11 protein-coding genes and 5 pseudogenes are annotated in these 12,134 nt (G+C 57.6%); 6 read left to right on the top strand and 10 right to left on the bottom strand.

Annotated elements, in window-relative coordinates:
* The first annotated feature begins 819 nt into the window (after positions 1-819).
* The gene (locus XH81_RS04980; RefSeq protein ID WP_271596043.1) at positions 820-1,287 is read left to right on the top strand and encodes an Lrp/AsnC family transcriptional regulator; all 468 of its coding nucleotides are present in this window, start codon (positions 820-822) and stop codon (positions 1,285-1,287) included.
* A gap of 566 nt (positions 1,288-1,853) precedes the next feature.
* Here XH81_RS04980 and XH81_RS04975 read toward each other — a convergent pair.
* From XH81_RS04975 to XH81_RS04960, 4 genes are all read right to left on the bottom strand, one after another.
* Complete coding sequence (locus XH81_RS04975; protein WP_271596042.1) at positions 1,854-2,006, bottom strand: hypothetical protein; 153 nt, start codon at positions 2,004-2,006, stop codon at positions 1,854-1,856.
* A 44-nt stretch (positions 2,007-2,050) separates the two neighbouring features.
* On the bottom strand, positions 2,051-2,266 hold the full coding sequence (locus XH81_RS04970) for a hypothetical protein (RefSeq protein WP_271596041.1): 216 nt from the start codon (positions 2,264-2,266) through the stop codon (positions 2,051-2,053).
* A gap of 113 nt (positions 2,267-2,379) precedes the next feature.
* The gene (locus tag XH81_RS04965) at positions 2,380-2,757 is read right to left on the bottom strand and encodes a hypothetical protein (RefSeq protein WP_271596040.1); all 378 of its coding nucleotides are present in this window, start codon (positions 2,755-2,757) and stop codon (positions 2,380-2,382) included.
* A 40-nt stretch (positions 2,758-2,797) separates the two neighbouring features.
* Positions 2,798-3,145 carry an IS4/Tn5 family transposase DNA-binding protein gene (locus tag XH81_RS04960; protein ID WP_271596039.1) on the bottom strand — a complete coding sequence of 116 codons (348 nt, stop codon included), beginning with the start codon at positions 3,143-3,145 and terminating at the stop codon, positions 2,798-2,800.
* 257 nt (positions 3,146-3,402) lie between these two features.
* Between XH81_RS04960 and tnpA the strand changes: the two genes are divergently transcribed.
* From tnpA to XH81_RS04925, 5 genes and pseudogenes are all read left to right on the top strand, one after another.
* Entirely contained in the window at positions 3,403-3,753 is a 351-nt protein-coding gene (gene tnpA, locus XH81_RS04955; protein WP_271596038.1) for an IS66-like element accessory protein TnpA, read from the top strand.
* Positions 3,741-4,112 (top strand): IS66 family insertion sequence element accessory protein TnpB, encoded by a 372-nt coding sequence (gene tnpB, locus XH81_RS04950; protein WP_442868198.1) that lies wholly within the window; start codon positions 3,741-3,743, stop codon positions 4,110-4,112. Before tnpA ends, tnpB begins: the two co-directional genes overlap by 13 nt.
* A 58-nt stretch (positions 4,113-4,170) precedes the next feature.
* Positions 4,171-4,932 (top strand): annotated as a pseudogene (locus tag XH81_RS04940) (IS66 family transposase); the annotation flags it as partial.
* Between the two features lie 201 nt (positions 4,933-5,133).
* Entirely contained in the window at positions 5,134-5,268 is a 135-nt protein-coding gene (locus tag XH81_RS04930; protein WP_271596034.1) for a hypothetical protein, read from the top strand.
* Between the two features lie 1,532 nt (positions 5,269-6,800).
* Positions 6,801-6,967, top strand: a pseudogene (locus tag XH81_RS04925) (IS66 family transposase); the annotation flags it as partial.
* Here XH81_RS04925 and XH81_RS04920 read toward each other — a convergent pair.
* From XH81_RS04920 to XH81_RS04890, 6 genes and pseudogenes are all read right to left on the bottom strand, one after another.
* Positions 6,917-7,330 (bottom strand): annotated as a pseudogene (locus XH81_RS04920) (IS66 family transposase zinc-finger binding domain-containing protein); the annotation flags it as partial. The pseudogenes XH81_RS04925 and XH81_RS04920 overlap by 51 nt on opposite strands.
* A 564-nt stretch (positions 7,331-7,894) precedes the next feature.
* Entirely contained in the window at positions 7,895-8,032 is a 138-nt protein-coding gene (locus tag XH81_RS04910; RefSeq protein WP_271596032.1) for a hypothetical protein, read from the bottom strand.
* 164 nt (positions 8,033-8,196) lie between these two features.
* A complete protein-coding gene (locus tag XH81_RS04905; RefSeq protein WP_271596031.1) occupies positions 8,197-9,213 on the bottom strand; it encodes a cysteine synthase family protein in 1,017 nt (338 codons plus the stop codon).
* 271 nt (positions 9,214-9,484) lie between these two features.
* Positions 9,485-9,976, bottom strand: a complete 492-nt coding sequence (locus XH81_RS04900; protein WP_271596030.1) for a GNAT family N-acetyltransferase — start codon at positions 9,974-9,976, stop codon at positions 9,485-9,487.
* Positions 9,977-10,603: 627 nt separating this feature from the next.
* Positions 10,604-10,888 (bottom strand): annotated as a pseudogene (locus tag XH81_RS04895) (IS3 family transposase); the annotation flags it as partial.
* Positions 10,889-11,917: 1,029 nt separating this feature from the next.
* Positions 11,918-12,134, bottom strand: a pseudogene (locus XH81_RS04890) (transposase); the annotation flags it as partial.

Below are 12,134 nucleotides of genomic sequence, written 5' to 3'. Positions count from 1 at the left end.
TGCCTGCTCAGGAACACGGTCGAGGCCGCCTGCCGCCGACGCGGTGTTTCTTCGCCGCTTGGCAATGGCGCGGGCTAATCGCCGGAGCGCAGGGTCCGTTCGGGCTCAACCGCTTGCCCTTCCAATGCTGATTGAAGACAACTTCCAACGAGGTGCTGGAGCTGGATTAGCTGGAGGGCTGACGGTCCATTGCGGACGCCGGTCATTCTCGCTGTGCGCTCTACTTCTACGAAAGTGGCCGCTAACGAGGAGTCGGAGTCCATGAATCTCACTTGCGTCCTGTCGAAGAAGGCCGATAAAGGCCTGAATGCCACCAGCAACGTCGGGCGGTCAGCAAGCGAAGGCGCACCGCCAGGTTTTGTCACGGCCTCTTGGGTCGCGGTTTGGGATGGATGCGCCCCACCTCGGCCGCGGGTTATGAATGCGGAGATGTCAGCGGTGACGCCTCGCTGCCACCCCGCCTCGCGCTAATGCGTCGTTCATGATGCGATTGAACGCACATGTCAGCTATGGGGCCAGATCATCCTCTCCAGTTTGCACAATGCGGGTACTGACCGGAACTCGAAGGTCCTCGCCTTTAACCCCTACGACCGGATCGTCGATGCTACGTAGTGCCAGGGCGATTGAATGCGGACCTTTTTGCGGGATAGTTTGAAGCGCCATTTGCCGGGTCCCACACGGTCATTATTGAAGTTGCTCATGCATTCAGGATACTCGTTAACCGATACAGGTTTGCGTCGCATATCGCGTCGCTCGGATGATTTCCTGTAACGCATGAGCGTTTTGCGACGGAATGCACATAAAGGCTGGAGGCTAACCATGCAGTACGACCGGATTGACGCCCGCATCCTCGAGATCGTCCAGAAGAACAACCGCCTGACTTCGGAGGTCATCGGCGAATTGGCCGGGCTTTCTGCTACCGCGTGTCAGCGGCGACTGAAAAGACTCCGTTCAGACGGAATAATCGAAGCCGATGTCTCCATCGTTTCGGCTAGAGCGGTTGGAAGGCCTATTCAGATGGTTGTGCTGGTGAGCCTAGAGCGAGAGCGTTCAGACATCATTGACAGATTCAAAAAGGCCATCAAATCGTCATCTGAGGTCGTCAACGGATTTTACGTTACCGGTGACGCCGATTTTGTTCTCTACATTACTGCCCGTACCATGGAGGACTATGAACAGTTCACGCGTCGATTCTTCTACGAGAGCTCGGACATCAAGGGGTTCAAAACGATGGTTGTAATGGACCGCGTAAAGACGGGCTTTGCCATCCCCATTGAGTCTCGTTGACGCGGATGCGAGTGCTCAGTTGATTGTCGAAACCGGTTCAGTTCGAACCAATGGTATGTCAATCAATCGCGAGGTTCATCCACTCTGACGAACCAATGCAAAATACAAAATTTGATGTAGGATCATCTGCCGTTCGGCCGACGAATCACGCATCTTGCACCGGCGGACTTTAGCAGGAAGGCTGAAGTCGCACGCTTCCTGGAGGCGCACTAAGTTGGGATCGAATCGCAGCGGCCAAATCTGCCGTGACTGAGGAGGGTAGCTTTGTCCAGAGCGCGCCGCATCATGGCCGCATCGGCGCGATGGCGCAGGTAATAAAATACTGCCCCGGTGGGGCCTCGCCCGCCAAAGGCTTGTTGTCGCGCACATGGACCGAGGTGCGGCCAGTATCGGTCTCGCCTTTGGCCAGGACCGGCACAGTCGTGGTATCCTTCCGGTGAAGCTTTCAATTACCCACAAATTCTCCTCCGACCATGACGCCCAGCGCGATGTCGGTGATGCGTGCCAGCCCGCGCCGATGACCGTATTGCCGTGCGGCGGATCGCTGGCGCGGGCGAGGTAATGAGCTAACCGCCGAGCCGCGCAATCTTGATCAGATAGTGCGAGAGCGTTTTGCATCTTGCTTTTGGTTTATCGTTGACGAGGCGATCGAGCACGCCGATTTCAGTCGCAGTCAACGCGAGGGTTGGCGGCGCGTCTGGGGCGGAACGGTTGAGCATCGTTATCCAGAAGACCCGCCAACTCAGGATGCAAAAGAGCGAGATCAGATGGTGAGGCGCTGGGCGGTCCTGAGCTTCGGCTCCTCAGCTTTGCAGCCCGATTTGAGGATCTTGTGGAACACCTCGATCTTCCATCTCAAAACATACCATTCCAGCTTCTCAATGGCGTCGGTGCGGGAACCAACAGGCAGGTCGGTGATCAGCTTCCAATCGATCTTCTTCCTGTTTTTCGGCGTCCCGCGCTCTTCGGCATGGATCACCGTCAGGGTCAGAGCGGGATAGCGCTTCTGCTTTCCAATAGGCGATAGGACGCGAATCTTGCGATACCTGATCTCAAGAATGCCTGGTCGGGACCGCCGTCGCTGTCTCTGACTTATGCGATGGAGCCCTCCTTTGACGGCGACCTCGTCCATTCGTCGGCGATCGTGTGATCCCCGTCTCCAGCCAAGCGATCGACGCAGGTCCTGATCAGGAAATGAGTTCCGATCTCCTGTGCTGCGCAGAAGAGCTCGTAGATCTCACTCTCGCGATCACCATTATGGATGCATCGTCCCGGATGATCCAAGAGTTGCGTAGACTGCTTGAGATTTTCCAACCACCGGACGCTTTCCTTGTTCTCGATGGGAATCCGGGTCGGATTGATCCTCTTTTTAAGCGCTGCCGTCCCTTTGAATTTCTTCCGGGTCCAGAACTTAACGGCCACCAACTCCAGCGGTACCTCCTCGATAGTAACCGCGAGGTTGGAATCCATCAGGATGCCGAAAACCGTGTGCGATTTGAGGCGACCTGCCTTATCCGTCCACTGTTATGCTCTTGGTGATGCCGATCGCTTCTGACTTCTCCCGTTGATAGCTGAACTCGGTTGTATCGTGCAGCACAAGAACGAGACCTTTAGTGGCGGCGGCACGATCACGTGTCGATCGGAAATGTCCGGCCAGAATGTCCACTTCGCTGACCCGGTCGTTAGAGAAGAAGCGGTAGGCCGCCTTGGTATTCGCCCAATCCTGGCAGACGAGCGAAATGCTTTGTCCCACGGCGCTTCCAATCTGCGTGAGCAGTTTGCGGAATCTATCGCCGAGCCGTGCGTCCCTAAACTCGCATCCACTACTCTCTCGATCAATCCAACATTCACCTTCCAAGGACGGCAAACAGCCTTTTGCCGATCATTCCCTTAATGTCAGCCCCATAGATCACCCCTCGCGAATCAGGTGCTCAGAAAGGAATCACAAGTGATTCTTTCGATTCAAGTTTTCGCCGATCAGCAGATCAGCCCGAGTGGTCAAAGTTATGGGTAATTGAAAGCCGGCGAAGGCCGCCTTGCCGAATGAGGCGTGTTGTTGAGTACTGCCCTTACGGACAGTGATAGGCGCAGTGCCCAAGTCGAACGGCTTAAGGTGTGGACACGGGCCGGCGGCGGCGCTGGTCCGAGGATGAGAAGCTGAAGATCGTCCAGGCGCCACGCCAGGTTGCGGCAACAGCGCAGCGGTATGGCTTTTCGCGCTCATTGTTGCTGCGATGCCGACGGTCGTTTCAGCCTGAGCCGAAGGATGCCGCCCAACCTGGCTTCGTACCGGCGATGGTGGTGGCGGAATCAGGGCCGACGCCTTGTCCATTCGCGGCGGCCAGCAGCGGCGGGTCGATCGAGATCGAGTTTGCTGCCGGGGCTCGGATGCGGATCACGGGTACGGTCGAGGCGGCCACGCTGAAGGCCGCCGTGGCGGCGCTGGCAGATGGATGCCTGCGGTGATCCCCTTGCCTCGGGCGTACGGATGTGGATTTGCGGCCGACCATACCGATATGCGTCGCGGCATGAACTCGCCGGCTTCGCTGGTGCAGGAAGCGTTCACGCGAGACCCGCACGGTGGCGACCTCTATGTGTTCCGTGGCAAAAGCGGCAAGCTGATCAAGATCCTTTGGCGTGATGGACTGGTCATTTCGCTCTACACCAAGCGGCTGGAGCGCGGGCGCTTCCTGTGGCCGTCATCGGCTGATGGTGTGGTGACAATTAGCCCGGCCCCGCTTGGATACCTGCTGGAGGGGCATCGACTGGCGGATGCCGCAACACACGTTGCGTCCGCAGGCGGCCGGCTGATCGCTGGGATTTGAATCGATAGCAGGATCAGCGGTTCGGAGAGGGACCGAGTCTGTGATTCTCTGGTTGGCGATGGGCGCCGATGATTCTCTTCCCGACGATGTGACCAGGCTGCAGGTGATGCTACGTGCTGAGCGAGCGGCCCGGTTGGCCGCGGAAGCCGAGGCCCAGGCGGGGACCTTGCTGATCGAGAAGCTCAAACTCACGATCAAGAAGCTCCGGCACGAGCAGGACAATCCTCCGAGCGAGGCCCATTGCTGGACCAGCTCGAGCTAAAGCTCGCCGATCTGGAAGAGAACGTCTTGCAAGCTGAGACCGCGGCGCAAATGGCAAGGAGAAGATCGCGGTGCCATCGTTCGAGCGTCGCGAGAGCCCGCCGGCCCCTGCCGGAGCATTTGCCGCGGGAGCGCATTCTCTATCCAGTACCTGCCATCTGCCCATGCTGTGGCAGGAGCCGATTGGGCAAGATTGGCGAGGACGTGACCGAGACGCTGGAGCTCGTTCCGCGCCGGTGGAAGGTGATCCAGCACGTGCGCGAGAAGCTCGTCTGCCGGGCCTGCGAAGCGATCAACCAGGCGCCGGCTCCCTCGCATCCGATTGCGCGCGGTCGTGCAGGGCGCAAGTTGCTGGCCCATGTTCTGTTTGCCAAGTACGGCGTGCACCTGCCGCTTCATCGCCAGAGCGACGACTACCAGCGTGAAAGGCATCAACCTCGATGTCTCGACGCTGACAGATTGGGTGGGCGCCTCCGCCGCAACCCTGATGCCGCTGGTTGACGCGATCCGGAGCCACGTCTTCGCGGCCGAACGCATCCACGCGGATGACAGTGTGCTGCAGAAGCACACGGAAAGGATGATCGAGATGATCTGAAAATCTGTGTGCACAAGCTGTGGCAGCGATGAGGGTAGGCCCCTCGGGATCGACTTTCAGGAGTAGGTCCCAAATCACTTCAAGCGGCTTCGCTTAAGAGGCGCGGTCGTGAGTGTCGAAGCTAACGGTCGGGAATACCCGAACGGATAGGCGTCCGAGAGACGAATGAAAATGAACCCGCCGATGAACCGTCGTAACGTGGAAATCGTCGTCAAAACCAGAGGTGTGTCGTCCCTCTGGAATGAGCCCGCCGGAAGCCTGATGACCGGGCGGGCGGCGAGCGGCGTTGAGGGGGCGTGAATCGGATGCAGGCGCTGCCGAGGAACTGCAGGAACCAGTCGCTCCGATGGAAAGGGAGAAGCGCAAGCGGAGAAGACCGCGAGGCGAGATTACCGACGCGGAGCACTGGGACGGACCGATCCGTATTCGCGACGAAGGCTCGTAATGGGGCCGGAGCAAAGCGATCGGATCAGGAGGGCTGGCCACTGGCGCAACTGACAACAGGAGGACAACGGTGAACCAGCCGAGCAAACCGTTCAATATCGACAACAGAGAGGTGTACGAAGCATATCTGCAGGTGAGATCCAATGGTGGCGCAGCCGGTGTCGACGGAGTGAGGATTGAGCAGTTCGAGTCCGACTTGAAGAGCAATCTCTACAAGATTTGGAATCGCATGAGCTCAGGCGCTTACTTACCGCCGCCTGTTCGCGCCGTATCCATTCCAAAGAAGAGTGGGGGCCAAAGGATCCTGGGGTGCCCACTGTGGCAGACCGCGTGGCACAGACGGCTGTCAAACAACTAATTGAGCCGGCTCTCGAGGTAATCTTTCTGGCGGATTCTTACGGCTACAGACCCGGTAAATCGGCTCTCGATGCCGTAGGCGTAACGCGACAGCGGTGCTGAAGTACGATTGGGTTCTGGAGTTCGACATCAAGGGACTGTTCGACAATATCGACCACGAGCTTCTGCTGCGGGCCGTCCGGAAGCATGTGACGTGGGCATGGGCACTGCTCTACATTGAAAGATGGTGGACAGTGCCGATGGTGCAAGAGGATGGAATGATATCGAGCAAAGCCGCGGTACGCCACAAGGGGCGTGGTGAGCCCGATCCTCGCCAACCCCTTCATGCACTATCATTTGATCTCTGGATGGCACGGATGTTCCCCGATCTCAGGTGGTGTCGGTATGAGATGACGGGTTGGTACATTGTCGGAATGAGATGGAGGCGCAAAGCGTTCACGAAGCGCTCCAGGCAGCGTTGGCGGAGTGCCGCCTGGAACTGCATCCTACGAAGATGAGGATCGTCTACTGCAAGGACAACCGACGCCGGAGCAAAAGCGAGACGGTTATAACTTTCTCGGTTATTGCTTCCGACCGCGATCGGTCCTGGGGCCGCGTTCGCAGAGGATGTTCTGCGGGTTCACTCCGGCGGTCAGAAAAACAGCGCTGAACGCCATCCGAGCGAGATCCGCGGCTTGAAATTTCGCAACCGAACCGAGGTGACGTTGGACGATATTGCCCGCGAACTAAACCCGATGTTAGGGAGGATCTTCATTATGGGCAATACACGCGTTCGGCGCTCTATCCTTTGGCGCGCTATATCAACCAGACGTTGGCTATCTGATTGAAACGAAAATACAAGCGCTTCCATCACCGCTTAGGACGCGCGCGTCTCTTCCTGGAGAAGATCGCGCGTGAGAGCCGCAGGCTCTTTGTGCATTGGCAACTTGGCGATGGCGGCAAGCTTGCCTGATGGGAGCCGTGTGAGGCGAGAGTCTCACGCCCGGTTCTGCGAGAGGCTCGAGGTGAAATCCTTCCGGCCTACTCACCCGACGGGGCCGGTGCTGGCTAAGGACAAGACCGATACGGCACGGTGCTGGATCTACGTCGTGACGATCGGCCGTTTAGCGGCGCCCGGCCGCCGGCGGCGATGTTCTACTACTCCCGCGACCGTAGGGGCGAGCATCCCCAGGCGTATCTGGCGGGCTATGCCGGCATAACGTTCGGCCTGCCGGTTCAGCGGCTGGTGCTGGCCGAACTTCTCGAACAGCACCATCGCAGCAAGCTGGGGCCGGCCCAGCCACGGGCGATGACGTGGAACGGCGCCGGCACGTGGCTGATCTTCTCGCAATACGGCAGCTGAACTTTTCCCGCACGTGCTGGATCACCTTGCAAGATTTCGGCATCACCTCCAGCGTGTTGGTGATGTCCTGCAGAGCTTGGATAATCTCGCTCCGCCGCAGCAGGCACACGCCACATGTCCGGGCACGAGCACCCAATCGCGCCGCAGATGGCCCCGGAACGGCTGCAGCGATGGCCCCTTGCGCGTGAACGAGGCCACCTTCGTTGTCTTAGCCGCGGCAAGGCGGTTTGTTCGGCATAACCATCGCGGGCACAAAGGTTGGCTGAGGTCGTTCAGTATTGCTCGTCCGCGTCCCAAACGATCGTCGCCAAGTCAACAGGAGTGAGCGCGAGATGCCGTATCGACGTGCTGTCGGCGAGACCGCGCGCGGTGCCTGCAAACTCTCCAGAACGATGTTAGTGTCTGATCAGCGGTACAGCGACGGCGACGGCTAGTCTCGACCCTCGAACTGTTCAATGTGAGCACTGAACTTATTGCTGTCCATAAGCGCTGTACACAGCACTCGTACTAACTTGACAAGGGGGCCCCTCACCCAAGGGAGACTCCCTTGTGAGCACCGTTGCGGAAGATGCACGGTGCTCACAAGAGTCCGCACAAACAATTTGAAGTGCCTCGGCGCTACGCTTACAATCTGGCGAGCAACGCTGGCGGATAACTTTTGTACATTAGCAGGCGTTACCCACCGAGCGAGCTCTACAATACGATAGTCTTCGGTGACTGTCCTGCGAACTCGAAGCTAAAGACGTCGCCAGTGCGACCACAGCCCATCTGGACCTCGGTCAATTATGCAAAGCGCAGCGATACGCTTTTGCTGTAGCCTGAGTTGATTGCAACCTTGCCAGCTGCATTCGTACCACCTTTCCTTCGAACAGTTTCGACGAGAATGGAAGCAGGACGATTGATGCCACGGCTCTCGTCCATCAGTAGTTTCCGTAAGTAGCTAGCCGTATCAACAGCGACGAAGATCAGTCATACCTGATGATGGTTGCGCCTAACGGAAAACCCGTCAATTCTCGGCCGATCTCCTCGGTGTCGGCCGTCGGCGAACGGGCGAAAAAGTGAAGTGATGCAGGCGGTCACCATCTTCAGCCACAGGTCGCGATCTCCTCTCCGGAGAGCCACTTGTCCAGCTGGGCTGCAATCGTTGGATCGAGCAAGCTGCGCTTAGCCATCCAGTCCTCGTCGAAAATCGTACTCAAGTATCTCTCACCCCCATCGGCGACCACTGTTACGACCGTACCGGTGAGCTTGCCGGCGGCGATGAATTCCAGCGCTTTGTAGATAGCTCCGCCGGAAGACCCACCGACTAAAAGTCCTTTGCGCCGAGCGATGTAACGCGCGGTCTCGAAAGCTTGAGTATCGGTCACCTGTACGCCCTGATCGATGCATCCATAGTCAAGGACTTTGCCGACCGCGTCACCCGCCGGCATGCCAGTGCCCGACTGGTAATAGGGATGCGCGGGTTTTCCAAAAATGATGGATCCCGCCGGCTCGACGGCGATCGTGCGCACGGTCGCATTATGGCGCTTGAGCCTTTGCGCAATACCGGTCATGGACCCGCCGGTCCCAACGCATCCGACAAACGCGTCGATGCCATTGGGAAGTTGCGAGATCAGTTCTTCGACGAGAGCGGCATAGCCTTCCGGATTTGCGGGATTGTCAGATTGGTTCATGAATAGCGCGCCGCTAAGATCTGCGGCGAGCTCTGCCGCTAGGCGCTGCCTCTCGACAACGGCCACTTCGTTGTCCGCAAACTCACCTTTAACGTAGCGGATCTCGGCGCCGAGCGCCTGCATCATCCGGACTTTGTCGGGTGCCGCATGGTGGTCGACCACGGCGATCAAGTGGAGGCCAAAGTCCAACGCGGAGAGAGCCAAGCCTACACCGGTATTGCCAGAAGAGGATTCCACGATGGTGCCGCCTGGAGCGAGGCGCCCATCCTTGAGCGCAGCCACAACCATGCTTCGCGCCATGCGGTCCTTCATCGAGCCGCCGGGATTGTTTTTTTCGATTTTTAGCATCAAACGCGTGGCCCGGTTCGGAATGTCAATCGACATTACCGGCGTCTGCCCGATCAATTGGGTTATGGTCTTGTGCAGCATAGCATGCCTCTGCTTCCGTAATGAGCGGCCCCCTTTGCGGCTCCACGGCAGCGGACCGGGGGTGGTTGTTTCGAGATGACTCAACTGCGACTGCGATTGGCGAGTTCTAGTCAGTAGCTTCCGTCGCGCGCGAAGATCCGCAATCTGCTGCTGAGAACGTCCTCATCCAAGCAGTCAATGTCCGCCAGGGGCGACAGCAACGTAGGCTCGTTCAGATTTCGGTGCCGCGAAGGCACCACCACCAGGGCCAAAAAGAACACAAAGATCACACTTATGCTCCCAAACCAATCTTATGTTCAAGAATGTTTTGTGTGCCGCTTGGGCCGTAGTGAGTCGCGCCCGTATCCCGAAACCCGGACTTCAGATAAACAGCTCTGGCTGTCACATTGCGTACATTGACGCCAAGCATGAGACTGTTAACATTTGGACGGTTTGTAGAGACCCATCGAGCAGCAAGTTTAATCGCTGCTCTACCGTATCCATTGCCCTGGTGTGCTCGGTCCACGCAAAGGGTGTGCAAAGTCATGACGTTTACGGGAGCCCATTCTGGCAAGGCCGCCCCTTCACGGAGAACAAAAAAGCCGACGATCTCATCGCTGGCGACGATTGAGAAGGCGTGCTCAAGGCCGGGCCGTGGGCTATTTCGAAGTTCTGAAAAAACAGAATCCAGAGAGTCCACAAAGTCTTCTTGCTCGGGCTCTACCTTAAGATGGGCGACCTCCGCGTAATCAAAATGTGACAAGCTTTTCAGCGCCGCGTGCATACTAAGTCTCCTATCAGCCACCGTTCCAGCCCTTTGGGGAAAAGAGAGAAAATGATATTTCGCGCACGACCTGAAGATCGTTGGTAGCTCCTGGGCATTCTGACGGGAGACTCTCAAAACTCGTGCCAATTGCCCAATAGCATTGAAAGTCCATTTATACTTACCAATTTCAACGGCTTGCCTGAGTGGTCGCAAAACGCGAGGCTGATCGCACTATGTCGCGGAGTCGACAAACCCAACAAATGATTGTCTGGCATTTTCCCACGATGGGTATTCCTCGTGCCTCGCCAGGTGAGAGCTTGTCGCCCATTCTCCCGTTCAATTTCAACGTGCCAGGTCTAGTTCTGCCTGCGCCGCCAACATTCCGAACGCAGCAAGGTGTGAACGTAGCGGTGCACTAGCGAAGGCGCGCATCACAAATTGCCAACCATGACAAAGTTGCGGGCACCCCTCCGAGCACGAAAGCGAGGACGAGACCTACATCAACGCCGGTGCTGCCGAGAGCGCAGAACTCGTGGTCGATGGCGCGATTTCGAGAGCCAAATGCTATGCAAGGGCTCTTCATTGGAGGACGCTTTTTGACCGCGTGACGCGAGATGAGCTGCTGCCAGTTTGATGGACACCAGCTTAAGCTAGCCCCACCTCGCGCTCGAACTCAATCGGGCTGAGGTAGCGGATGGTTGAGTGCCTGCGGATCGTGTTGTAAAATCTTTCGATGTAGTCGAACCCATCGGCCCTTGCATCGTCTCCGGTTCGCTACATGGTCGGCCATCAACCGCTGGAACTGCTCGTGGTGTACTGACTGCCGTGGTCGGAGTGGTGCAACAGTGCCTGCGGCTTGCCGCCTCGCCAGGCGGCCATCAGAAGGACATCGGCTACTAACTGAGGATCCACCACCACCACCCGGCGTGAGACAGGTCGATCCCCTCTGCGAAGCAGCTATTTGCCAGTCAGTCAGCGCTAACTTCGCTCGATGCGCGATGTAGATTCACTAATTTCTTGAGCAACTAAGGCCAATCATTTCAATCCATTTTGAGCCATCAGCTGATTCAGTGATCGTCGTCTCAACTCTTCGAGGTTGACCGAGCAAGATGGCAGTCGGACATGTAGCCGATGTCGTGTGGTCTTGTATTTCATCAGATCACCTGAAAGGCCAGCTTTGAGAATACGCCCCACCCTAACCGGTGCCCCGGTGGCCCAATACGTTACTTCCAAGTTGGGGTCGTCATAGGAAAGCAGGACGCATGGAACGACGGCCAAACAGAGTCTGATCGCACAGAAATGGCGATGGTGACCGTCCATGATCACAGAATGGCTGCTTTCAAGTAAGATCGGCTCCGTCCACCTACCCTCCTCCTCGATTGCCTCTGCGAGCAGTCTAGCTCGTTCAATATCAATTTCTTCGGTGGGCCTCAGCCGCGTGACTGGCACTTTGATTATGGAGTAGTTCGATCCAGCGTCGTCCATTTAAGCAACCGTCTCCCATCTTCACTCCGCCGCCGTGCGCTTGTATAACACAAGCGATGTGCGAAAAAGCTCTGACGAGAGTATGAGCAGGTATCGTGCCAAAGTAAGTAATCCTGAGGGCGCTGATCGCAAGGCGCTGCGCGTTACGCGAACCTCCCCCTTCGTGACCTTCGTAATACATTTTAGGCGCCGGGGATGCACGTGAGTAGGAACCGGGACTGGCGCGTTCGGCTCGGCACAGGTTGTCGGAAATCTTACCGCATCAATTCTCTTTATCATACGTATTGGATGGCGATGATCCCGTAGAACCGCTCTGTTTCACTCCTTCAAGAAATTCATCGCCATCTTCTCGGTCGCTACGCCCAATGCGCCTGACAACCGAATTGTCACCCGCCTCTGTCGTTGGGGATCATGTCCCCTGGCGTGGTGTAGCTGAGTGCGGGTCACCGCATTCGCCGGCATGGGCCGGATCGGTCAGCTGGCGATTGCCGGGAAGGTGACGGCGGGATCATCGCCCAACGGGGCGATCGTTTCCACTGTCATGTAGCGGCCGCGCTGGACCGTCCACTCGTCGTTCTGCTCGAGCAGGATTGCCCCGACGAGGTGGACGATGGCATCTTCATTTGGGAGATGCCAACCACCTCAGTCCGCCGCTTGATCTCGCCGTTGAGGCGCTCGATCGGATTGGTCG

The sequence above is a fragment of the Bradyrhizobium sp. CCBAU 25360 genome (assembly GCF_028128695.1).
GTDB lineage: Bacteria > Pseudomonadota > Alphaproteobacteria > Rhizobiales > Xanthobacteraceae > Bradyrhizobium > Bradyrhizobium ottawaense.
The sequence above is the reverse complement of the archived record's forward strand: the minus strand, read 5'-3'. Positions and strand labels throughout refer to the sequence as shown.

Bases quoted from the DNA above. Each gene is read 5' to 3' on its own strand.
- XH81_RS04965 (WP_271596040.1), bottom strand. From the start codon at position 2,757: ATGGATTCCAACCTCGCGGTTACTATCGAGGAGGTACCGCTGGAGTTG.
- XH81_RS04930 (WP_271596034.1), top strand. From the start codon at position 5,134: ATGAAAATGAACCCGCCGATGAACCGTCGTAACGTGGAAATCGTCGTC.
- XH81_RS04975 (WP_271596042.1), bottom strand. From the start codon at position 2,006: ATGCTCAACCGTTCCGCCCCAGACGCGCCGCCAACCCTCGCGTTGACT.
- XH81_RS04900 (WP_271596030.1), bottom strand. From the start codon at position 9,976: ATGCACGCGGCGCTGAAAAGCTTGTCACATTTTGATTACGCGGAGGTC.
- XH81_RS04905 (WP_271596031.1), bottom strand. From the start codon at position 9,213: ATGCTGCACAAGACCATAACCCAATTGATCGGGCAGACGCCGGTAATG.
- tnpB (WP_442868198.1), top strand. From the start codon at position 3,741: ATGCCTGCGGTGATCCCCTTGCCTCGGGCGTACGGATGTGGATTTGCG.
- XH81_RS04910 (WP_271596032.1), bottom strand. From the start codon at position 8,032: ATGGACGAGAGCCGTGGCATCAATCGTCCTGCTTCCATTCTCGTCGAA.
- XH81_RS04980 (WP_271596043.1), top strand. From the start codon at position 820: ATGCAGTACGACCGGATTGACGCCCGCATCCTCGAGATCGTCCAGAAG.